The organism is Cohaesibacter celericrescens (assembly GCF_002866925.1).
Classification (GTDB): Bacteria; Pseudomonadota; Alphaproteobacteria; order Rhizobiales; family Cohaesibacteraceae; genus Cohaesibacter; species Cohaesibacter celericrescens.
This window is the reverse complement of record NZ_PKUQ01000055.1, coordinates 142,359-164,006: the sequence shown is the minus strand read 5'-3', so window position 1 is coordinate 164,006 and position 21,648 is coordinate 142,359. Positions and strand designations below refer to the sequence as shown.

Below are 21,648 nucleotides of genomic sequence, written 5' to 3'. Positions count from 1 at the left end.
AAAATCCTGCAACAGGATGAAAACGAAGGTGGCGTCTCGATCTGATGGGCCGAGCCGAGAGCAACCTGCCTCCCTGTCTGTCACAGGTTTGGCTTAAGGAGGGGTGGAAACCCGACTATTGAACGGACACGTCCGACGCTGCCTTAGCGTCTGCTTCGGGCTCAGTATCCTGCTCTTGTGGGTCCTGCTCTTGTGGTTCCCACTCATCGGGCACCACAACATAACGATCATCCTCATTCAACAATTCAGGAGCCATAACACCACCGAGCGCGGCAGAGGTTGCCGCCATGTCGAAGTCTTCCTTTTCGGCCGACACCACAGCGTCCTTGCGAAGAATTCGTTGACCCAAATAGATCGACAACACAGCCAGCAAAACACTGGGGAACAGGAACAGCGCATCAATGCTGACATATTGCATCAGGATGGACGTTACAAATGGTCCGATTGAAGACCCCAGACCAAAAGCCACGAGCAGACCTGCAGCCATGCGCAGATAGCCATTTTCCTTGGCATTATCATAACCATGCGCGGCGGCCAGTGAATAGGCAGGCTGGGTTACGGCACCGATTATGACACCAACGAGCAGGAACGTGATAAAACTGGTGTCTTCCAGCAAAGTGATCGAGATAGATGCAACAATTCCCATAATACTGATCATCAGCAACACAAGCCGTCGGTCGACACGGTCGGAAAAGCGACCCAGCGGCCACTGGCTAATCATGCCGCCAATCCCCAAGGTGGCCGCGAAAACCGGGGCTTGTGTCATCGCATCATAGCCCTTTTCGATCGCATAAATGGGCGCAAAAGTCAGATGCGAGCCGAGAACCATACCGATTATGAAGGCCGAGACAATGGCTGCGGGGGATGTCCGAAAAACTTTACCCAACTCCAACTTAACAATCGCGATCGGCGCTGGTTGAGCTGCTTTGGTCATGGCGACCGGCATCACCGCCAAGGAAATAATGATCGAAGCGGCGGCAAATAGATGAAAATTTTCAGGTTGGGTGAGTGTTGCCAACAGCTGTCCAGTCGTGAAAGCAGCATAGTTCACCACAATATAGACCGACATAATCAAACCGCGATTGGCGTTGTCGGCAAATTCGTTCAACCAGCTTTCAATAATCAAATACAGACCAGCGATGGAAAAACCGGTTATAAACCGAAACAAGACCCATGCATCAGCGTCAGCAATCAATGGATGCAAAAGAGCGGCTGCCGACATGGAGGAAACCATGATCGCAAACCCTCTGATATGGCCTGCGCGCACAACGACATGCGGGGTGACAATGGCACCAACCACAAAACCCGCAAAATAGGCAGATGCAGCCAGACCAATCATCAGATCCTGAAATTCCAAGCTGCGCGAGGCCAGCGGAATGATCGTACTCTGCAAGCCATGGCCGACAAGCAAAAGAGCGACAGAGAACAACAGCGCTGCAATAGGCGTGATCATTTTGACCATGACAACCATCCAAATATCAGACGCTCCGTGCAAGGCTGAGATCAGACAAAGCAGGAAGACCGGCTGGCTCAAGCCAGCAAAGAGAAACAATGATTTTTTTGGGCTCCAACGCTCAACTTGATTTCAGGAGCCCTAGGAGCAAATCGGCATATACAGCATCGTCCACGACACTGAGTTTAGAGCCGCCGATCAATTAGTCGACAACTTGTTCCTCGATATCTGATTGTGAGTATTTTGCAATATAAAAATGAGTGTAACTAAAAAAAACTGCACCAAGCTCGACAATGAGCTCGGTGCAGTTAAGGATGTTGATTACAACCCGTAGTGAAACAAATAAATCAGGTTATTTAAAATTGTCAGGTTATGGTTCAAAGATGACTGAGATCCGCATGCTTTACATCCCCCATTTGGGTGAGAGGTTGCAGATTACCTCCCCAAAAACCCAATTTATTTTATGAAACCGTCGTTTTTTCCTCGAAATTTTATTGAAACGGAAAAATCTACGACCATAATTGCAATATATGCAAACATTCGAACGTTATAGCACTTCACACTCCTTGCAAAAAGCCTCCTACAAAAGCGGATGCCAAGGTCATTTGCATGTCGCAGTCACGGTTTAGGCGGCCAAGGCCGTTCTTTATCCGCCTGCTCCCAATCCTTCACCCAGTCGGGCATTGGCAGTGTCCATTCCGGAGCACCGAGCACGTCGCAAACTTCTTGGGTAGGAACGGAGCGGCCTTTTGCGGTAATACAGGTGCGAAGCAGAACCGATGAAGCGGGCTCCCCTCTCACCCACATGGATTGGGCAACATAGAACCAGCGCTCGTCAATCGCCACCACTTGGCTGCGCATTGTCACCTTGTCGAACAAGCGCACTCGCTTGCGATAACGCACGGAACTCCCGGCAACAGCGAGGCCCCATTTCTGACTTTTGAGACCATCCCAAAGCCCACTTCGGATGGAGAGGTCAAACCGGCCAAGATCATACAATGTCAGAACCCGACCATTGTTCATTTCCATAAACATATCCAGATCCCATGGGTGACAATGGAAAGTGATTTCCCCCACGTCGGCAAAATCGATTGGGCCCTGTGTCTGCGACCGTTTGGCTTTCCAGCTGGACGTAAGCAGGCGAATGACAGGATACATCGTATAGTCCTAAATAATGAGTTGACCACTGGGGAAACCAAGGGCGCTTGATTATTCCGCTTACGCAAAAGGCAAGTCCGGAGTTGCTACGCCATTTCCTGCGGCATTTCAATGTTAAACAGGCGCTTTTGCCGTCTCAATCGAGCTATGCACTCTCAGGAACGAGGGGCCAACAGACCAATATGAAGGATTGAGCTTATGGCTGAATTGACGCATTCTCACAGCCCTTGCATAGACAGGAGCGTCGCAAATGTGTGGTCGATTTATTCTTAAAAGCGCGTGGTCAGAGATTTACGACATGTTTAATCTCATTTTGCCAGAGGATGTGAAACGCAACGTCCCCGCTCGTTACAACATCGCCCCCACCACAGATGTGCTCTATGTGATCGAGCAAGAAGGGGCGAGGCACTTGGCGCAAGGGCGCTGGTGGCTGGTGCCTCATTGGGCCAAAGACTTGCAAAATAAATATCCCATGTTCAACGCACGCTCGGAAGAGGCCCACGCCAAGCCGTCCTTTCGCCACGCACTGAAATATGGACGATGTTTGATTCCCGCCGACGGATATTACGAATGGACCACCAACGAATCCGATAAGAAGAAAGACCCGCATGTGTTGCATTTGCCAGATTTCAAGCCATTCGCCTTTGCTGGATTGAGTGCCTATAATGCGACGCTGGACATACATAGCTGTTCTATTCTGACCGCTCCGGCCGTTGATGAAATCAAGTCGATTCACCACCGGATGCCAGTGATCCTCAAGCCGTCTGCGTTTGATGCTTGGCTCGATCAGAAAACAGGAGTGGATGAGGCACGCGGATTGCTTTCAGAGCATCTCGATAGCGAATTGATAAGCTATCGGGTTGATCGCGTCGTTGGCAATGCACGCGCAATGGGGCCGCACTTGATTGATCCCGCAGAAGAGGAAATTGGCACCCTGTTTTAGAAGCACACGCTCCAGTGGAACAGGGCCTTTCGCTCTCCCTTTATTGAATGAGCAGGCGGATGTGATTGGCGATGTCACGGGCATCCACGCTCGCCTCCCTGACCAGCCCATCAAAATGATCCGCCAGAGACCGCACACGCTGGCTCTCCCTAAAGGCCAGATAGAATTGGCCGATGTATATGACTGCCAATTGAGGTCCAAATACCGTCACTGGAGCGCTGAATATTTTATGGGCATCAAACAGATAAAGCCGCAAGCGGGGGTACATTTCCTCGCAAAGATCAGCAATTAGTGACAATTGCGCGTGCCGAACGTCTTGTTCGAGCCCATCGTAATAGGCGCTTCCTTCAGCACAGGCGCGCAGTTCATAAAGCGGCAACGCAATCTCATAATCTGACACCCCGGAGCGAAGCCATGCACGTTGCTCTTGCATCGCGATGATGGCCTGAGCGGAGCCTTGATCGCGAAAGGATGAATATTCCCAGTCCAGCATTTGTTCGGTTTTGAGAATATCAGGCAAGGTCGCGGGAACATGGCGCACTTTGTATCCGGCAGCCTCACGGTGCCAACCCAAAATCTGTTCATCGGAAGAACTGCGTTCCGCCGGGCTCACCGCCATCGCTGCGGCCACGATGTCTCCGGGTCTTTCCGGCCTGTCTGTCAGACCAAGCAGCCAGTCTGTGCTGACCCCCAGCGCTGATGCGGCGTCGGCAGCCAGCTGGGCGTTGGGTAAACGCGCAATGTCAGGTTTGAGCAACTGACCGATTGTTGACCGGTCCACATATGTCTCGCGGGCCAATTGGCTGCGGGACATTTTTTGTTGTCCCATCGCAAGCTCCAGACGCTCGCGAAAAAGAGCAGATCGATCACGCTTATCCATAAGTATCACCATTGTAGATTATTATCACCATAAGATACTTTTTGCAGCAAAAGAACCAAATGTCCAGCGCCACCTTTTCGCGGTATTCATAGCCCCATTGCAACAGCATTGATTTGATGGCTGAAGATCGCAAACCAACAGATCACCTCCCCCAAATAGGATCTTGAAGCAAAAGTGGATACGACAAGCAGAACATTAGTGAAGTCAATCACATGGCAAGTCATGGGATTGCTGTCTATGACGATTGTGGGATATTTGTTTACACGATCCATCTCGGCTAGCGGCGGTATCGCCCTCTCGGGTGCCGTGATTGGATTTGTTTGTTATTTTTTGCATGAAAAATTGTGGTCCCACATTGGCTGGGGCCGGAAATAGGCCTTCGCTTGGTGCACGCTGTGCCAGCTCCTCCCTTTCATAGCGTAAGGTGTCGCTAAGGTTTTTGTTTTTTGGGCTTAAGGAGCATCGGTCCGTAAACCAGCGCATAGCCGAAAAATGCCAAACACCATAACCCGCCAGAAATGTCATAAAGCACCGGCTCTGGCCAGAACCCCGCAGCAAAGCGCGACAGGGTGGCTCCGATGATGGCAAAATAGATCAATATTGTTTTGGCATTTGCGTGCAATGCATTGCCTGTATGCCCCAAAGTTGCCCGTGTCATAACCGCAAGCGTCATGGTTCCAAACGCACCCGCTGTCCAAAGATGCAGAGCGGCAGCCATTGTCAGCATATCAGGGACAAGAATAGCCACCCCCAGAGCAATGGCGCCAAGAGGCACAAACAAATAGGCAATATGCAGGATGGTGACCATCACTTCTGCGCCTGTGTGCCATCCCTTCCAGCGAAACAATCTGATAAGATGGCCCATTCCGATGATCAGCAATGCGGCTCCAGTCGCATCTGTTTCTGGATATAGAACCCAGCCCAACAGCACCGCTGCGCTGGCGAGCATAATGATTTTGTCAAACCCCTGCATTGGAGGTGTGGGGCGCGCATCATAGTTGTTTTGAGCCAACCAATTGCGGGTAAAAGCCGGAACGACACGACCGCCGATGAGTGCAATCATCAACAGCACAGCGGCAAGTCCAAGCCGCGTCCCGATGCCTTGGGCAGCATAGTCCCCCTGCGCCGCTTCAAGATGGAACAGGAAATTTGCGACCGTAAAGATCGCAAGCAACAGCAAAACAACCAGATTGCGCCAGTTTTTCCCCGCCAGTATCTCGCGCAAAATCACCAGACCAAGCACCAGAGGAAAAGACAGATCAACCACCGCTACAAACCAGACAGGCAAACCAGCAGAAAAAAGAACCGCGAGACGCCCTGCCGCCCACAGCGTCACCAGAGCGGCCAAGCGCCACCCTGTCACCGGCAAGCGGCTGGTCCAGTTGGGCACAGCTGTCAGCAAAAAGCCGGCGATAATCGCCCCCAGATATCCAAACAAAAAGGCATGGGTATGCCACGAGACGGGGTCAAGGTCTGTCGGAAGCTCCCACCCGCCACTCAACATTCCAATCCACAAGACCATTGAAGCACCGCACCACAAAGCCCCCAGCAGGAAAAAGGGACGGAAACCATAGCTCAATAGAGCGGGGCCATGCCACCGACGCATCTGTTCCGAGGACGAAAGTGCCATTGTGTTATTCCTGTTGGTTGGGTGTGAGCGCAAAGGGTCAGAAACAAAATAGGAGCCAAATCCAAGACCGTTTTTATCAGCGACACCCAATATTTGCGCGCGCATACAAAGACACAAAGAGCGGAACCGAGCAGATTGGCAGTGAATTCGTGCCGCACCTGCGGTCGAGATACCTTGACCAGCGTCAAGAAGGCGCGATCTCACCAGTCATATATGGTAAGCTCGGCAGCTTTGAATTTGGGAAATAAAAAAGGATATTGCGGCATCACGAAAACCAGCATTCGTGAAGCCGCAATACCAATTCCAAGGGGAGATCGGAGCAACTGGTATATATTTGCGGAACCAGACGCTTATTCCTGAGATGCCCAACCGTGTCACAACCACAGTTTGGCCTCCTCCTTGGAGTTCAGTCACAAATCACCAGCACCCTAAACAGGGGTACCGGACCTCTCTCAACCCGTCGCAGGCTTGTTGCCTGAAGACTTTTCAAGTTCGGCTTCCGCGAGATAGACCAATTGGCGCACGGTGGTGGCATTGTCGGCCTGCGACTGCTTGAGAGCGCTTAACAAATAGTCAGCCACTTTCCTGTTTGATGCAATCAGTCCTTGGTCGCCAGTTTCGTTTGCCATTCGCCTGCCTTCGCGAAATCAACCCCGTTTTCAAGCAATGCCAATGTAAACATCCGGCAGCGAGCCCAGAAAGGCTTCACCTGCAGAGCCACTCAGCGCCTGAAAAGCGAGATAAAACAATTTCATCGACTAAAAATCTATCGGTTCCAAGATTTGGTATATTGGAAATTATTGCGCGCCTGTGTTAATAAGTATTTATACATTTTAATCACCTGTTGTTATTAGGCTTTTTCATATGATCACCAAGCAGATCAAAACAAATCGGTTTGAGGCTTCTGCCATTTGGTCAGAAAATGTAAGTTTTCCTGCGCATGCCCATGATGAGTTTGTCCTTAGCTGCAATATCAAAGGGCACGAGCAGCTAAAGCTCGATGGGCGCACCATGGAAGCGCCGGAATTTGCCACGACGCTCTACAATCCGGGGCAGATTCAATCAGGTGTTGGCACCGAACTCATCAGCAGCGTCTATCTTGATCAGACTTATGTTCAGGATGCTTTGAATGAAGAGCGAGAGGTCGTGTTTGACCGCTACATCGTTGAAGATCCGTTGTTGTTTAAGCTGTTTGCCAAGGTCATGGGCTGCGTGTTGATCAATGATGAAGACGGCGATTTGGAAGAATATATCAACTCAATCCTACTGTTGGGTGCAGAGCGTTATTCCAATCGCAACCTTTCCGCCCCGCCCAGAGTGGATGATTGGCGGGTGCATTATATCCTCAATTGGCTGAAATCTGATTTGAGCATGACTCCAAGTCTGGAGTCCATGGCGATAGAAGTCGGCCTGAGCAAGACCGCTTTTCTGCGCATGTTCAAGCGCGCCGTAGGCACCACACCCTCCCAGTGGCACCGATCTCAACGTCTGGCAGAGGCCAAGCGCCAATTGCGCATCGGACGTTCAGCCACGCTCGTTGCTGTAGATTTGGGCTTTTATGATCAGGCGCATTTGATCAAGCATTTTAGACAAGCCTATGGCGTAACGCCGGGACATTACACACGTAAGTGATTTATCATACAATCTAGAGCCCATGCAGTGAGGAACCTTGTTCACGCCCCAAGAGGTGCGCCCAACAAGGAAGGAAACCCTCAATGCAATCTCTTATTCACGCCTCCATCTCGGATCACCTAGGTCAACTGCCCGAGCAATTCCTCAAGTTGCTTTCAGCGGAATTTTCAAGCTCACATATTGTCGCCATAACAGACCTATTGCCCAGCCATCTCAAAACAGCCTTTCATGAAGAAGCTGCCCGTCTGTTGCAGCAAGATGCCAAACGGCGGGATTTGACCATTGATTCGACCGGAGGCACCCCGCGTCATTATCAATCGGTTGGTCGTGATGTAATCAAAGAACATGGCACGGTCATTCCTGCTGTGTTTACATCGCCCGACATTCTCGCCTTTTTGGCCCAGATCGCCGATGAGCCGCTGCATCGTGTGCCTTACGAGCCGGAAGAATATATTCTCAATTCTCAAAATCAAACCGGCGATACCCATGGCTGGCATTGGGACGACTATACCTATGCCCTGATCTGGATTGTAGAAGCTCCGGATCCCTTGTCTGGGGGGAGGATCGAATATGTGCCACAGACACAATGGGATAAAGATGCCCCACGCGATGCATTAAACAGTATTTTGCAGACCCGAGAAGTCCGTAGCCGCTATGTCGAAGCGGGCACCTGTTACCTGATGAAAGCAAGCACAACCTTACACAGGATCGCGCCACTAACCTCCAATACGCGCCGCACAGTGGTGGTCTACACTTTTGCATCAGAAGCCGATTTGAGTGACGAGACCATCTCGCACGAAACAATGGAAGCGATTTACAACGCAGAAATACCCACCATCGCCGCAGAATAGTCAGCCGTTGATCTCATCGGGTCCGGCTAACAGGTGACGGACACAATCGATTATTATAATGCATTCTGAATGCTTTCCCGGTTGAAAAATCGGGGAAGTGTCAGGTTTGGAAAGCACCGTTATGTCTGACGCTTTGCTGCTATTTGCCGTCACTGAGTTTTTCTTATCGCTGTCTCCTGGGCCCGCAGTTCTGTTGATTGTGTCCCTGTCTCTTAACCGTGGCATAGGGGCGACCATCGGTGCTATCGCAGGTATTCTGTGCGTGAATCTGGTCTATTTTTCCCTGTCCGCGGTGGGTGTTGGGGCTGTGATTGCCTCCTCCCCTGTGTTGGGTTTAGTGCTCAAATTCATCGGTTGCGGATATTTGGCTTGGACCGCCTTTAAAATCATCCTCGATGTCAGAAGCAAACAGCAAAACGGTACTGCTCTGCCACGAGGCAGCCTGCCAATGGCGCAGAGCTGGCGCCAGGGATTTTTCAAGGGCTTCCTAATTCAGGCCTCTTCCATCAAAAATATTATGATTTTTGTGGCAATCATCCCGCAATTCATCGACATTCATGCCGAGATTTTACCGCAAATGATTGCCCTTGGCATTGTATCGGTTGTTGTTGAAGCACCCGTGCTGTTCGCGTACGGCTTTGCGGCTTATCGCCTGTCACGCTTGATGAGCAACCGCGCGGCCAATGCGCTTGATCTGGTCTCTGCGGCTTTGCTGATTGTTGTTGCAGGCAGTGTTGCAATGGTTTGACTGGCCTTCATAGTGGAAGCCAATTACTCATTTTTGCTAAATTCATTACCAAAACGCCGCATTTTCGCCATTCGGGATAATGTTTTAACCCTTTGTTAACCACGTTCGTTAACGATAGCCTTGGGGACAATGCGCATATTGGTCATATTTTTGACACGCACTGCATATCAAACCCCAAAGTCTTCAGCTCTAAGCCCCTTGTTATCAAGTGGCATGCGTTGGCAAAACGAGACTGGTTGAAAGGGGACAACATGATACAGGGACACTCCGTGCGTCCACATCTTTTGGACGAAGACGCAATCAGGAAGGCCATCTTTAGCACTGGGCTGCAATCCCATCAACGCGGACAGATTGTCAATGCGCTCGTAGAGAATTACACCGTTGATCTTGACCTGCTGGCAGCGACCTTCGCCGTTCTGGGCAGCTTAAGAAAAGACGATACGCGGATCTCGCGCGCCGCCTGATTGATCCGTGAACCCCAGGTGATACGCCCGTCCCGACAGGCCAGCGGTGCGATGTTCTGCTATGCACCAGCGCGCTGTTTGGAACCAATTTCCATTCCATTTTGAAAATTTGCAAAATTTATCCACGATCCGGCCTCACAATGTGGAGCGGTCCTTCCCATTTGATGGATAACAAGTGCGGTGCTTGCATTGATTTATCAGATCCGATGCACGTTCATGACACAGAAATCTTGTTTCAATCGAACAAGGGACGCACTTAAACTTTTTCCGTGCGGCCCTATTCTATTTATCATTTCGCATTCTCAATAACCGCTGTCGGTTGCCAGTCTTTCCTTCCAGCATAAATCCCGGAGTCCATCCTATGAGTGACCAAAAATCTTTGTCCGCTTTTCCAATCACAGGCCGTTGGCCCGCCAAGAACCCCGATATCATCCAGCTTTATTCCTATCCGACGCCTAATGGTGTCAAAGCCTCGATTGCGCTGGAAGAAATGGGACTGGCCTATGAAGCACACACAGTGACCCTATCGGATGCAGACGTAAAGAGTCCTGAATTCTTGTCCCTAAATCCCAACAACAAGATCCCTGCTCTTATCGACCCTAACGGCCCTGACGGGGCGCCGATCGGATTGTTCGAAAGCGGAGCGATCCTGATTTACCTGGCAGAAAAAACCGGCACGTTCCTTGGTGAAACGCCGCGAGAACGCGCAACCATTCTGCAGTGGTTGATGTTCCAGATGGGAGGCATTGGGCCGATGTTTGGTCAGATGGGCTTTTTCGTCAAATTTGCGGGCACGGCCATTGAAGACCCTCGCCCACGCGAGCGCTATATCAACGAAGCCAAGCGCCTTCTGGCAGTATTGGACAAAGAGTTGGCGGATCGCGACTGGATTGCAGGCAACTATTCCATTGCAGACATGGCTATTGCTCCTTGGCTACGCCCGATTACCGGCATTTACGAAGCAGCGGATCTTGTCGACTTAGCCTCTTTCAAAAATGTCGGTGCCTATCTGGAACGGTTCCTTGCACGCCCTGCGGTACAAAAAGGAATTTTGGTACCTCCACGGGGTTGATGTAACACTGATCCTTCTGATGCCCCTGACTATAGGGCCGCTTCTGGCGGCCCTATTTGATTTCACGGTGATACATTTGAAGCGATTGCCACGCGCCTATTTGACGCTAGAATGAAAGCAGGGTTGATAACTGCCTGATCAGACTTCAAATATTAGGAAGGGAAGACGATGGCGGGACTTTATATTGTCATAGAGCTGTTGGTGTCGATCCTTCTGATCGTCGTTGGGTACAAATTCTATTTTCTACCGCAAAGATTCCCCATTAGGGGCACCCGAACACCAATGACCCGTCTGGATCACAAGATCCCTTTCCGCCCCGATTGGGTGTGGCTTTATTCTGGATTATATTATCCGTTTATGCTGTCACCGGTCTTGTTCATCTCTGATCTCAATGAATATATCAGCCTTTGCGTCAGCTTCTTCCTTTTGCTGTTTACACAAATTGTGGTTGCCTTTGCGTTTCCAGTCAAAGCGCCGACGGAATGGCGCAATTATGCAAAACACGCTTCCTGGTCCACCCGTTTCTTAGCCTATGTTCAGCGGGTCGATAAAGGAGGCAACTGCTTTCCGTCCATGCATGTTGCCGTTGCCGTTCTGGTGGCGCTGCACCTGACCCAGTTGAACACTATCGATCAAGTGACCCATATGGCTCTGCTGTGGAGCATTCCGGTTCTTGTGGCAATCAGCACCCTCTACACCAAGCAACATCTGCTTATTGACCTACCTGCCGGAGCCGCCTTGGCGGCGATGGTCTATTGGGTTCATGTGACATACATCGTCGCCATCTAATGGCTTGAAGCTGACTATCCAGACCTCTCCTTCTTCATTTCTGACTATCACCATTACAGCATTGAAACGACCAATCGCCCGCATTGTTAGCAGTGTGAAAACATCGAGACACAGTGATAGATTGTCACTTTTCGATTTTTTTAAATTTGAAACGGCAAAGAGGTGTATGTCGCCGGTTTAGTTGTCTGCAAGACCCCACACCCTTGGCTTACATCAACTCTACATGCTGTCTCTCATAAGATTTCTTTGCTTATCCCAACGATGAACAACGCCACCCTTTGTTGACGGTGCCAGCTCTTCCTGCCGCTTATTGGTGCAAATTACCAAGGGGAACCACGGTATTTGTGCCAAGGGAATAGGAAAAAGGTCCCGCGCTCTCGCCATAGCACTCCTCACCCCACGGAACGAGCTGTTGTAATTTTACAACGCCACTTTGATAATTACTTTAAGACTCTATTTGTAAGATTGAACATTACATAAAAACTAGTATTGTCCATTTGTCCCTAACGAAATTACAAATTCTAAAAGGTCAGAATTATGAACATCAAGAGCATCATCCTTGGTTCTGCAGCAGCTCTCGTAGCTGGCGGTGCAGCTCAAGCAGCAGATCTGCCAGTAGCAGAGCCTGTAGACTATGTTAAAGTATGTGACGCATACGGCGCTGGTTATTTCTTCATCCCAGGCACAGACACATGTCTGAAAATCGGTGGTAAAGTATTGTTCGGTGCTGAAAGCGCTGGTTTCAATTCCGACGTTGCACGTAGCGACAACTTGGTAAACTTCTACACCGAAACCACTTTCAAATTCACCGCTCGTGAAGAAACCGAGCTGGGCACACTGACTGCTCACATGGAATTTGACGATACAGGCGAAGACGATTTAGGCGAAGGCACCGCAATCGACAAAGCATACATCACGCTTGGTGGTTTCTACGCAGGCCTTACCGATTCCCTGCTGAGCTTCAATGCTGGTTATGGCTATGATGACTATGGCGTATTGGACGTTGATCTGAACACCATCGGTTATAAAGCCGAAATGGGCAATGGCGTAACTGCAGCAATCGCTCTGGAAGAATACACAGGCAACGAAACCGGTGCAGGTACTTCCATGCCAGCAGTTGTTGCTAAACTCTCCATCGCACAGGGCTGGGGCTCTGCTGAAGCTGGCGGTTCTGTATTCCAGGTTCGTTATCAAGATGCAGCTTATGACACCGATTATGGTTATGCCTTCGGTGGTCAGGCTAAATTCAACGTTGTTGAAGACCTGAAATTCGGCGTTGCCGGTGGTTACACCGCTGGTGGTTCCTGGTTGGAAGAATCTGCTGTAACAGGCAAACTCAACACCGGTTGGGCTGCTTCTGCTGGTCTTGAATATGCATTTGCTGACAACTTCAACTTCTATGTTGACGCTGGCTATAAAGCATTCAACGATCGCTCCGGCACCGACGATTGGGAAGGCTGGGGTGTAAGTGCCATGGCTGAATATTTCCCAGTTAAAAACCTGAGCATCGCTGCTACAGTTGGCTACCAGAAAATCGACTTTGATACAGAGACGACTGCCAACCAAGACTGGGATGACGTAGCTGCCAAACTTGAAATCGAACGTACTTTCTAATTCAGGCAATGCCTAATTAGAGGAACGCACGTTAAAGGGGCCCCGAGAGATTTATCTTTCGGGGCCCTTTTCGTATCGGTCACTAAAACAGGCAAGCCATTTTTGATGCTGTGAAGGCATTGGCTTCTTTTATCGGCGCGAAACAGTCCCCGTTCGCCTGCCAAGCCTAGTCCGGGGTATATTGATCTCTTCCAAGTGCCATTATCATAATTGTCACTTTCAGAGACCGGAGATGCGCATCAAAGATCTCGCGTGGATTGGGCGCGGTTTTCAGTTGCTCGCAAACAAACAGGATGAATTTTGCAAACTCTGCAGGTGATTGCCCTGCTTCTCCTAGCTTGGTGGTATAGGGCAGCAACAATTGCGATATAAAAAGATAATACGCTTGTCGGGCCTCAACAACAGCGCGGTGTCCGACAATTTCGTTGTTGCCCCAAATATCAATGCAAGATGCGTTCTTTTGAATATACTCATAAGGAATTACAATTGTTTCTTCAAAGAAGACGTCCAATTGTTCGCTTAGGGATTTACACTCAACCAAACGCGTCTTGGTTGCTTGCAGAGAATCCATCGACGCATAGCCGATGACTTCGGCGACCACTTCTTCCTTGCTACCCAATGTAGCATAGAGTGTCTGCCTGGATAATTTTGCCTCACTGGCAATATCAGCCATGGTCGTTCTTTGAATACTATAGCGCTTAAAAGCCTCTAGGGCCGCTACAATAATTTTTGTTTTCGTATCTATCATTTCTCCCTCCCCCAAGGGCAAAACCGTATAAAATTTCAGTCCATCAACGCCTTGGATTCTCTAAACCCAATTGCCGATATCTTCATATAATTATTTCTAGATAAACATAATTTCGTCACTTTTAATATCGCTCTGCATATCTATTAACACATGTAGATAATTTGTAAATTTCAACTGCATTTAATTGACATATAATGTCAGTTTGTATATGTATGAATTACAAAACAAATATAATTGTAATGCTCTCTCTTTCATCATAATTGGCATCGCAGTCGCCTATTGCTTGAATGAGAATCAAACAAAATTGTTTCGACGCTCTTTTGAACACCGGATAATGTTTGCTGATGTGTTCATAAGTAATCCGTCTGACAGTGTCATGAGCATTGTTAGATATAGGCTGTTGTGGAATATTTGCTCTTGCTTATTATTCACTGCTTGCGACACATGCAGATAAGCCAGATTTCCTCCACAACAGCCTCCCCCCCCCCCAAAATATGCAATATAGAACATCAAGCTCTTTGCCCTCAAGAAGCCCCAATTGATGCGCATCCTTATTATCGTTGATATTATTCAGCGGTATGGGAGCAATTATTGCTCATTAAGTTCTTTTTTCTTGCCCGTCATGCTCCCTCTCAAGTTTATTTAATCGCTTGAGCATCACAGGCATCCCGTAGCAGATCACCAATGGCAAGTCTGACCATGATTCCATCTAGCTCGATATTCCGTCGTTTGACATCAGGCTCAATGGGGTTGAACAATAGAAACCTCGACAGCTGCCAGACATGGGTTTGGGCCGAGGATCAACATGGATCCGTATTGCGTATCATATTTTGAGACAGAATTCGGACATGTATGATGACCAGCAACCAGTGACAGGAGATCTATCATGCGCATCAGCCTAGGATGCAAACTTCGGTTTGATATGCCGCAGGCGACGCCAATGGTCGCAATGCTAAATGTCCATTACTCACGGTTTGGCGATCTGGAACGCCCGGACTATCTCAGCACGTCTCCCGGTGTGCCGGTCGAGAGCTATCGGGATGGATTTGGCAATTGGGCTACAAGGCTAGTGGCTCCGGCTGGTGAATTCACCCTGATGACGAATGGCATCTTCCGAGATCCGGGGAACCTTGATCCAATCGCCCCAGACGCGGTTCAACATGCCGTTCAAGCCCTGCCATCGGATACGCTGATCTTTCTTCGCGGCAGCCGTTACTGTGACACTGACATCCTGTCCGAACAAGCATGGCAACTGTTTGATAACGTCAGTTTGGGGTGGCCGCGGGTACAGGCCGTTTGCGATTATGTCCATGATCACATTACGTTTGGATATGAACATGCCAAAGCGACCCGCACCGCATCACAGGCCTGGGCCGAAGGGCATGGCGTCTGTCGCGATTACACACATCTAGCCATTGCTTTTTGCCGATGCCTCAACATTCCCGCGCGCTACTGCACCGGCTATTTAAGCGATATAGGTGAACCGGAGCCATATGCAGCAGGTGACTTTGCTGCCTGGATGGAAGTATATCTCTCAGGCCAGTGGTGGGTCTTCGATCCACGTAACAACAGCCGGCGGATCGGACGAATATTGGTCGCACGCGGCAGAGATGCCGCTGATGTTCCCCTGACACAAACCTTTGGCCCCAACACATTGACGGACTTCAAGGTCTGGGCAGACAATAAATCCGATTGAACCACCGGTATTGTTGTAAAAACCGCAAGACATAAAGGTATGAGCTTGCGGTCACGTCCCTTTGCTGTGCAGCAAAGAAAAAGGCCGCTCCCTTAGGCGCAGCCTCGTTTTATGCTGTTTGGGGCTTGTCTCACCTATCTAGGTGTTTTGCCTTCTCTTGGCTCTTTATTCCACTTCGCGGCAAGCCAGAAAACTCCCAAAGCAATCACAGCAGCAAAGCCGATCCAATAAACATATTCAAGCATCTTTGATTCTCCGAACAGTCCGATATTGAAAGCTACTCTATCACAGTTTGATATATTCGAATTTGATATTAATGCAGACGAGGTCAGAATCTACTGTCAAACAGCTTTGTTCCCGATAACGAACCGTCTCTAAGCCAGAATTACAGATATCAAAGGCTTAGACAACAGCGAAAACCCTATCAGTCCGGTGACGGATATGCAGACGACAAAACCCGGCGGCTGTCTCCAACCCCGGGCTTATGCATCGCTGTGCCAATGATCAAAGAAGACCAATGGTTTTCAGTTGGTCATTAGGCAGCCTGCTGTGCGCACCATTGCAATATTGACGGTTGACACTCGCTGGCCGTTTCAACTGATTATTCTTCAGTACTTGCACCTGAAACATATTTAGCACTGAAAGCTTTTTCGCCGAGACGTTCAATCAGGCTAAGCTGAAGTTCAAGCCAGCTTTTGTGGCCTTCTTCGTCAACAGCAATTTGTTCAAACAGCATCCGAGAGCCAATATCACCAGTCTCCATCGCATGTTGAGAGGCCTTGGTGTAAAATTCGATTGCTTCGGATTCATCTTCCAAATCGGATTTGAACAAATCAACGAGAGTATCTGCTTGAACCGGTTTTTTATAAAAATCCAAATCAGGCTTACCGTTGAAGAATAGAATTCTGGCAACAAACAGGTTTGAATGCTCCAGCTCTTCCTGCATTTCAGACCGCATTTGTGCAGCCAATTTGTCCAAACCCCAATCATCCAGCACATGAGCATGAAGTTGATACTGATGAGCGGCTGATAGTTCCATCTGCAGGGCTTGTTGCAGATATTCAATTGTTTTGTTGTTGGACATTTTTGTATCCTCATACTTGGGAGTTTGTATATTCATCATAGTGAATATATGCAGTAAAGGAAAGCGGTTTTGACTCAAAAGTGTTCACAAGTGCACCAATATCCGGTTGTGTTTATGCGTGTAAATACAGTCAAATGCCTTGATTTTTGTTGAAGGAAGGCGCGAGGAGTGATCTGGGGCAGTTTTTGGCATTTACAATCAGAACACAGACGTGGATCCTAATCTCTTTGTTGCGTAAAATAAAGCAACAGTCTGGGTCGCAATCAGGCACGGATGAACTATGCAACCGCTCTGACTTTGATAGCGCAGCGCTTGATGGATTGATGAAGGTGCGTGTGTAGCTCAGCCTTTTTCGCTGAAAGATTTTGACACGGCACTGATGCGCAAACCAAAACCGGGAGAGGTGCAGATCAAAGTGATTTTTGAGCTGCTATTATAGGCCATGAAATATACCGCTTCCCATTGGGGCGCCTATCAAATCACCAAGGCGGATACTGCAACCCAGATTGATATCAAACCCTTACCCGATGACCCCGCTCCTTCGCGCATTGGGCGGGGATGGATCAGTGCTGCGCGCGATCGCGATAGCCGCATTTTGAAACCGGCCATTCGAAAAGGGTGGCTTGAGGGCGACAACGGTGCCAACCGATGCCGTGACAGTTTTGTCGAGGTAAGTTGGGACGAGGCCATCCGCCATGCTGCCAGCGAACTGCAACGGGTGAAACGCACCTATGGCAACGGATCAGTCTTCGGCGGCTCTTATGGCTGGTCGAGCGCGGGGCGGTTTCATCATGCACAAAGCCAATTGCGCCGTTTTCTCAATTTGGCGGGCGGCTTTGTAAGCTCTCGCGACACCTATTCGCACGCCGCAGCAGAAGTCATATATCCCCATATTCTGGGCCTGAGTAATCGAGCCTTTCAGGACGATATGACCGCGTTGCCACTGGTGACAGAGCATTGCGAGATCTTACTTGCCTTTGGTGGCATCTCTGGTCGCACCGCACAAATTGCGTCTTCAGGCACATCAGCCCATGCTGTCCCCTCATGGCTGGACCAGCTTCGCGCAAAGAATGTGCGCCTGATCAATGTGTCGCCCCAAGAGAGCGATCTGGACAAGTCTGAATGGTGGGCTATCAGGCCGAGCACCGACACAGCTTTGTTGTTGGCTTTGATGTATGAAATCGTGGTTGCTGGGCGGGCCAACGAAGACTTCCTCAAGCGCTATACCAGCGGCTGGGAGGTTTTACGGGCCTATCTGATGGGCGAGAGTGACGGTGTAGCCAAATCGTCGGATTGGGCGGCTACCCTTTGCGATCTAGCTGCGCCGGATATTCGGGCATTGGCATTGCAGCTGGTCTCGCGCAAAAGCATGATCGCCATGACATGGGGCATGCAGCGGGCCGATCATGGAGAGCAACCGCTTTGGGCAGGACTGGCACTGGCTTGTTTAATAGGGCAAATCGGGCAGCCGGGAACCGGTTACGCTTTTGGATATGGTTCGTCTTCTCCCGTGGGCCAGCCTTCTCGCCTCATTTCCTGGCCGTCTATGCCACAGGGAAAGAACCCGATCAGCGATTATATTCCCGTCGCACGCATTGCCGACATGCTGCTCAATCCCGGTGGCAGTTATTCATACAATGGCGAAAACAGGATCTACCCAACCACGCGCCTCATCTGGTGGGTTGGTGGCAACCCGTTCCATCACCATCAGGACTTAAATCAATTTGAAGACGCTTGGACACGCCCCGAAACGGTGATTGTCAACGAGCATAGCTGGACGGCAACGGCGCGGCGAGCAGATATCGTGCTGCCCGCAACAACACCGATGGAGCGCACGGACATTATGCTCAGTCGTCGCGACCCGACGCTGTTGTATATGTCCAAGCTGTTCGACCCCATGGGTGAGGCCAAGGACGATTTTGAGATTTTTAAGCTACTCTCGCGCGCTCTCGGCTTTGAACAAAGCTTTACCGAAAGATTGGATCAAGAAGCTTGGCTGCGCGAAATTTGGCAACAATCCGCTGTCGTGGCCCAGCAACAAGGGTTTGAATTGCCCAGCTTTGAGAGCTTTGTCAAAGAGGGGCGATTTGATGTTCCAGACGCATCTGAATGCCGCATAGCGCTTGAGAGTTTTGTCTCAGATCCAAAGACCAATCCATTGAACACAGAAAGCGGCCGTATCACACTGTTCAATGAGACAATCGCGGCAATGGATCTGTCTGACTGCCCTGGCCACCCAACGTGGTTGGAGCCATGTGAAAGCCTGCTGGATGCCGAACCTGATCAATTACATCTAATATCAGGCCAACCTGATACGCGCCTTCATTCCCAGAATGATCGCGGCAGCGAGTCGCGGGCGGACAAGATCAATGAACGGGAGCCTGCTTATTTGCATCCCGAAACAGCCCAACGCCGTGGCCTCTGTGAGGGAGATATCGTGAAAATCGCCAATGACAGAGGCGCGTGCCTTGCAGGACTGCGCTTATCCAAGGGCATACGCAAAGACTGCATTGCCCTAGCGACCGGCGCATGGTTTGACCCCCAAACGATCAACAACTTTCCTCTTGAAGTCCATGGAAACCCTAATGTTTTGACGATCGACAAGGGCACTTCCGGCCTCTCTCAGGGCAACATCGCTCACACAGCCTTGGTGCGTGTTGAAAAATGGACGGCTCCCCTGCCTGACCTGACGATCAGCAAGCCCCCTAAGATCAAGGCCCAGCCTGAAAGCGCCTAATTTCGGATGAACTGAAACGCAAAATTCCTCGAGGTAGGGTTATGTGGTTTTGGATGGGGCGGTCTTGGCCATTATTTTTTAAACAACAGCCTACACAGACACAAAGATACATCGCCTTTGCCGAGTAACACATAGCAAAGGCGTCATGCCAGCATAAGACAAACTGCCAGACGCACAAAACCCATATTAGGTATGTGTTTGTTTCTATTCAATTTTTGGGATTTTACCAAGAGAGAAATGGTACAGTTGGGTGGTCTCGAACCACCGACCTTCGGATCCACAATCCGACGCTCTAACCAACTGAGCTACAACTGCACAACACTCTTGGTGGGCTGTTTATTAGGCAAATTTTTTTATGAATGCAAGGCCTGATGTGTGATCTTCCCACAACTTGTCAAAAAAACGTCACCAAACCTTGGTGATGGGCCCCACCCTACACAGGCTCACAAGCGTTATGCGAGCCTGTCTCGTCTCATTTAGATCTCAAAACGCACAGAAACGGCTCTAGGCTGCCTTGATAGATTCCATGGTTTTTTCCGCCGCTGCTTTTACAGGAGCACTGGTCTCTTCGATGCCTTTTGTCAGGCTCTCTTGCAAATCTTTGCTTTGTGCCGAGAAGGTTTCAAACTGCTTGCCGGCAAACGCGGTCTGCAATTCAATCGCATCACTGAAGCTTTTCACAGCCATCAAGTCGGTCAGAAAGTTGAACCCGGCATCCATGTTGCTTTTCACAGCATCCATGGTTTTTTGGTTTAGATCTTTCGCACTTTTGGTTGCGCAGTCGATGCTTTTCTCAATGGCGGCACTCTGCTCTTCAACCGAAGCTGATGTTTTTGCAAAGGTATCCCGAGCGGATGCCAGTGATTTTTCAGCAAGTTCGATAGCGCCGTCCGGCATCAGTGTTTCTGGCAATTCAAAATTCGGCATAGCAAAAGCCAGCGCAGCTGCTGCATCCGGCTTTGCACCAGGCTTCGTCGAAGGCTTGGATGCGGTTTCAGCTGAGGCCTTTGCGGCCACTTGAGGCTTTTTGGCAGGCGTAGCCTTGGCAGCAGCTTTAGCGGCCGGGGCTTTTGGGGCGGTTGCGGTCATATCGGGTCTCCATGTCTACAAAATTGATAAATCAGCTTTGCCTGACTTCGGCTTCGCTGATGATCCAGATGGCGACAGGCAAAATACGCTCACCAAAATTATCAGCCAACAGTAACGCAGCGCTGGGTTGGGAAGCCCACCGGCGAATGAATGTGGCTTTTGCCCGTTTGTCTCTGAAAGAATAAGGTCTTGAATTGCGTTTGTGCGGCGCTGTCTATATTGCGTCGCACAAGATAGCTCTCATCTGGTCTTGAGAACCAGACATCGGCATTGATTAGTCTTTTTTGGTCGCGTCAGCGGCTGCCTTGGTGGCAGATTCGCCAAATTCACGGGCAACTTCGCCAAAACGCTGCATTTGGGACTGAACATATTTGGTCTGCAATTCAATTGCTTCTTGCATGTCTTTGGCTTTCACAAGCTTGGATGCCAGTTCGAAAGACGCATTCATGCTTTCTTCGGTTGCAGAGATCGCTTTTTTGTTAAGGTCTGCAGCACCATCACGCATGGTCTGCGCAGAGCCTTCAGCCTTTGCAGCGGCTTCTCCAGCAGCAGCAAGGAACTCTTCGTAGGCTTTGCGTGCCTGATCTACGCCTTTTTCAGCCATGTCACGCACTTGTTCTGGAACTTCGAATGTTTCTGGGGCCTTCATCATAATGATATCTCCTAAACGTGAGGATCGGCACCTGCCGTCTCTATGTTGCAATGCACCATATCAAATTTTCTTGTGCACTGCAACATATTTACACTGTACTTTAGGTGTAGTCCGCAAACTGGCAATCTCAAGAGCCATCTGACGATGCATCGACGGGTATTTCTGTCGATCGCAATCAATAACCGGCGATCCAGCATGAATTCAAAGCCTTGTTGCCGCTCTAAAGGTCTCAATTCTACAATTTTACTGCGGGGAGATTAACCATGGCAATCTATTCCGCGGCTATTGACGCGGGTTTTGTTGGACCTGATTGACCAGAGTGGGTATTAATAATGTATTAACACTTCCAATCAGGACACTGAGCGGATGAATTTGCTTCATGCCGAAGCGTTGGTCGGAGATCAGAAA

General features: G+C 49.7%; 20 protein-coding genes and 1 tRNA gene. 11 read left to right on the top strand and 10 right to left on the bottom strand.

The window, feature by feature from the left end:
• Positions 1–115: 115 nt before the first annotated feature.
• Both C0081_RS21740 and C0081_RS21735 read right to left on the bottom strand, forming a co-directional pair.
• A complete protein-coding gene (locus tag C0081_RS21740; RefSeq protein ID WP_180967009.1) occupies positions 116–1,462 on the bottom strand; it encodes an MFS transporter in 1,347 nt (448 codons plus the stop codon).
• 609 nt (positions 1,463–2,071) lie between these two features.
• A complete protein-coding gene (locus tag C0081_RS21735) occupies positions 2,072–2,611 on the bottom strand; it encodes an acyl-CoA thioesterase (protein WP_101535831.1) in 540 nt (179 codons plus the stop codon).
• Between the two features lie 250 nt (positions 2,612–2,861).
• On the opposite strand from C0081_RS21735, the gene C0081_RS21730 reads away from it, so the two are divergent.
• Positions 2,862–3,554: an SOS response-associated peptidase gene (locus C0081_RS21730; RefSeq protein WP_101535830.1), complete on the top strand. Its 693-nt coding sequence runs from the start codon at positions 2,862–2,864 to the stop codon at positions 3,552–3,554.
• 40 nt (positions 3,555–3,594) lie between these two features.
• On the opposite strand, the gene C0081_RS21725 is transcribed toward C0081_RS21730, so the two are convergent.
• Positions 3,595–4,434 (bottom strand): helix-turn-helix domain-containing protein, encoded by an 840-nt coding sequence (locus C0081_RS21725; RefSeq protein ID WP_101536052.1) that lies wholly within the window; start codon positions 4,432–4,434, stop codon positions 3,595–3,597.
• Positions 4,435–4,608: 174 nt separating this feature from the next.
• On the opposite strand from C0081_RS21725, the gene C0081_RS21720 reads away from it, so the two are divergent.
• On the top strand, positions 4,609–4,809 hold the full coding sequence (locus tag C0081_RS21720; protein ID WP_101535829.1) for a DUF2061 domain-containing protein: 201 nt from the start codon (positions 4,609–4,611) through the stop codon (positions 4,807–4,809).
• Between the two features lie 55 nt (positions 4,810–4,864).
• Here C0081_RS21720 and C0081_RS21715 read toward each other — a convergent pair whose 3' ends face one another.
• Both C0081_RS21715 and C0081_RS23325 read right to left on the bottom strand, forming a co-directional pair.
• Entirely contained in the window at positions 4,865–6,064 is a 1,200-nt protein-coding gene (locus C0081_RS21715) for an NnrS family protein (RefSeq protein WP_101536051.1), read from the bottom strand.
• 452 nt (positions 6,065–6,516) lie between these two features.
• Positions 6,517–6,693 carry a hypothetical protein gene (locus C0081_RS23325; RefSeq protein ID WP_180967008.1) on the bottom strand — a complete coding sequence of 59 codons (177 nt, stop codon included), beginning with the start codon at positions 6,691–6,693 and terminating at the stop codon, positions 6,517–6,519.
• Positions 6,694–6,928: 235 nt separating this feature from the next.
• Between C0081_RS23325 and C0081_RS21710 the strand changes: the two genes are divergently transcribed.
• From C0081_RS21710 to C0081_RS21680, 7 genes are all read left to right on the top strand, one after another.
• Positions 6,929–7,696, top strand: coding sequence for a helix-turn-helix domain-containing protein (locus tag C0081_RS21710; RefSeq protein WP_101535828.1), 768 nt, complete (start codon positions 6,929–6,931; stop codon positions 7,694–7,696).
• 83 nt (positions 7,697–7,779) lie between these two features.
• Positions 7,780–8,547 carry a HalD/BesD family halogenase gene (locus C0081_RS21705; RefSeq protein WP_101535827.1) on the top strand — a complete coding sequence of 256 codons (768 nt, stop codon included), beginning with the start codon at positions 7,780–7,782 and terminating at the stop codon, positions 8,545–8,547.
• Between the two features lie 121 nt (positions 8,548–8,668).
• Positions 8,669–9,295, top strand: a complete 627-nt coding sequence (locus tag C0081_RS21700) for a LysE family translocator (protein WP_101535826.1) — start codon at positions 8,669–8,671, stop codon at positions 9,293–9,295.
• A gap of 251 nt (positions 9,296–9,546) precedes the next feature.
• Positions 9,547–9,759 (top strand): hypothetical protein, encoded by a 213-nt coding sequence (locus tag C0081_RS21695; RefSeq protein ID WP_101535825.1) that lies wholly within the window; start codon positions 9,547–9,549, stop codon positions 9,757–9,759.
• A gap of 361 nt (positions 9,760–10,120) precedes the next feature.
• On the top strand, positions 10,121–10,831 hold the full coding sequence (locus C0081_RS21690; protein WP_101535824.1) for a glutathione S-transferase N-terminal domain-containing protein: 711 nt from the start codon (positions 10,121–10,123) through the stop codon (positions 10,829–10,831).
• Between the two features lie 168 nt (positions 10,832–10,999).
• Positions 11,000–11,620, top strand: coding sequence for a phosphatase PAP2 family protein (locus tag C0081_RS21685; RefSeq protein WP_101535823.1), 621 nt, complete (start codon positions 11,000–11,002; stop codon positions 11,618–11,620).
• A 537-nt stretch (positions 11,621–12,157) separates the two neighbouring features.
• Entirely contained in the window at positions 12,158–13,234 is a 1,077-nt protein-coding gene (locus C0081_RS21680; RefSeq protein ID WP_101535822.1) for a porin, read from the top strand.
• Positions 13,235–13,400: 166 nt separating this feature from the next.
• On the opposite strand, the gene C0081_RS21675 is transcribed toward C0081_RS21680, so the two are convergent.
• Positions 13,401–13,982 (bottom strand): TetR/AcrR family transcriptional regulator, encoded by a 582-nt coding sequence (locus C0081_RS21675; protein ID WP_101535821.1) that lies wholly within the window; start codon positions 13,980–13,982, stop codon positions 13,401–13,403.
• 886 nt (positions 13,983–14,868) lie between these two features.
• Here C0081_RS21675 and C0081_RS21670 point away from each other — a divergent pair.
• On the top strand, positions 14,869–15,678 hold the full coding sequence (locus C0081_RS21670; RefSeq protein ID WP_101535820.1) for a transglutaminase-like domain-containing protein: 810 nt from the start codon (positions 14,869–14,871) through the stop codon (positions 15,676–15,678).
• 601 nt (positions 15,679–16,279) lie between these two features.
• Here C0081_RS21670 and C0081_RS21665 read toward each other — a convergent pair.
• Positions 16,280–16,762 (bottom strand): bacterioferritin, encoded by a 483-nt coding sequence (locus C0081_RS21665; RefSeq protein ID WP_101535819.1) that lies wholly within the window; start codon positions 16,760–16,762, stop codon positions 16,280–16,282.
• 442 nt (positions 16,763–17,204) lie between these two features.
• Here C0081_RS21665 and C0081_RS21660 point away from each other — a divergent pair, with 442 nt between their 5' ends.
• Entirely contained in the window at positions 17,205–19,499 is a 2,295-nt protein-coding gene (locus tag C0081_RS21660) for a molybdopterin-dependent oxidoreductase (RefSeq protein ID WP_101535818.1), read from the top strand.
• 238 nt (positions 19,500–19,737) lie between these two features.
• Here the strand turns inward: C0081_RS21660 and C0081_RS21655 are convergent.
• From C0081_RS21655 to C0081_RS21645, 3 genes are all read right to left on the bottom strand, one after another.
• Positions 19,738–19,814 (bottom strand) — tRNA-His (locus C0081_RS21655).
• A 189-nt stretch (positions 19,815–20,003) separates the two neighbouring features.
• Complete coding sequence (locus C0081_RS21650) at positions 20,004–20,588, bottom strand: phasin family protein (RefSeq protein ID WP_101535817.1); 585 nt, start codon at positions 20,586–20,588, stop codon at positions 20,004–20,006.
• A 274-nt stretch (positions 20,589–20,862) separates the two neighbouring features.
• The gene (locus tag C0081_RS21645; RefSeq protein WP_101535816.1) at positions 20,863–21,240 is read right to left on the bottom strand and encodes a phasin; all 378 of its coding nucleotides are present in this window, start codon (positions 21,238–21,240) and stop codon (positions 20,863–20,865) included.
• Between the last annotated feature and the right edge of the window lie 408 nt (positions 21,241–21,648).

Coding starts and splice junctions, on each gene's coding strand:
- C0081_RS21670 (WP_101535820.1), top strand. CDS start 14,869: ATGCGCATCAGCCTAGGATGCAAACTTCGGTTTGATATGCCGCAGGCG.
- C0081_RS21705 (WP_101535827.1), top strand. CDS start 7,780: ATGCAATCTCTTATTCACGCCTCCATCTCGGATCACCTAGGTCAACTG.
- C0081_RS21690 (WP_101535824.1), top strand. CDS start 10,121: ATGAGTGACCAAAAATCTTTGTCCGCTTTTCCAATCACAGGCCGTTGG.
- C0081_RS21680 (WP_101535822.1), top strand. CDS start 12,158: ATGAACATCAAGAGCATCATCCTTGGTTCTGCAGCAGCTCTCGTAGCT.
- C0081_RS23325 (WP_180967008.1), bottom strand. CDS start 6,693: ATGGCAAACGAAACTGGCGACCAAGGACTGATTGCATCAAACAGGAAA.
- C0081_RS21710 (WP_101535828.1), top strand. CDS start 6,929: ATGATCACCAAGCAGATCAAAACAAATCGGTTTGAGGCTTCTGCCATT.
- C0081_RS21650 (WP_101535817.1), bottom strand. CDS start 20,588: ATGACCGCAACCGCCCCAAAAGCCCCGGCCGCTAAAGCTGCTGCCAAG.
- C0081_RS21675 (WP_101535821.1), bottom strand. CDS start 13,982: ATGATAGATACGAAAACAAAAATTATTGTAGCGGCCCTAGAGGCTTTT.
- C0081_RS21695 (WP_101535825.1), top strand. CDS start 9,547: ATGATACAGGGACACTCCGTGCGTCCACATCTTTTGGACGAAGACGCA.
- C0081_RS21730 (WP_101535830.1), top strand. CDS start 2,862: ATGTGTGGTCGATTTATTCTTAAAAGCGCGTGGTCAGAGATTTACGAC.
- C0081_RS21685 (WP_101535823.1), top strand. CDS start 11,000: ATGGCGGGACTTTATATTGTCATAGAGCTGTTGGTGTCGATCCTTCTG.
- C0081_RS21665 (WP_101535819.1), bottom strand. CDS start 16,762: ATGTCCAACAACAAAACAATTGAATATCTGCAACAAGCCCTGCAGATG.
- C0081_RS21735 (WP_101535831.1), bottom strand. CDS start 2,611: ATGTATCCTGTCATTCGCCTGCTTACGTCCAGCTGGAAAGCCAAACGG.
- C0081_RS21715 (WP_101536051.1), bottom strand. CDS start 6,064: ATGGCACTTTCGTCCTCGGAACAGATGCGTCGGTGGCATGGCCCCGCT.
- C0081_RS21645 (WP_101535816.1), bottom strand. CDS start 21,240: ATGATGAAGGCCCCAGAAACATTCGAAGTTCCAGAACAAGTGCGTGAC.
- C0081_RS21725 (WP_101536052.1), bottom strand. CDS start 4,434: ATGGATAAGCGTGATCGATCTGCTCTTTTTCGCGAGCGTCTGGAGCTT.
- C0081_RS21700 (WP_101535826.1), top strand. CDS start 8,669: ATGTCTGACGCTTTGCTGCTATTTGCCGTCACTGAGTTTTTCTTATCG.
- C0081_RS21660 (WP_101535818.1), top strand. CDS start 17,205: ATGAAATATACCGCTTCCCATTGGGGCGCCTATCAAATCACCAAGGCG.
- C0081_RS21740 (WP_180967009.1), bottom strand. CDS start 1,462: ATGGTCAAAATGATCACGCCTATTGCAGCGCTGTTGTTCTCTGTCGCT.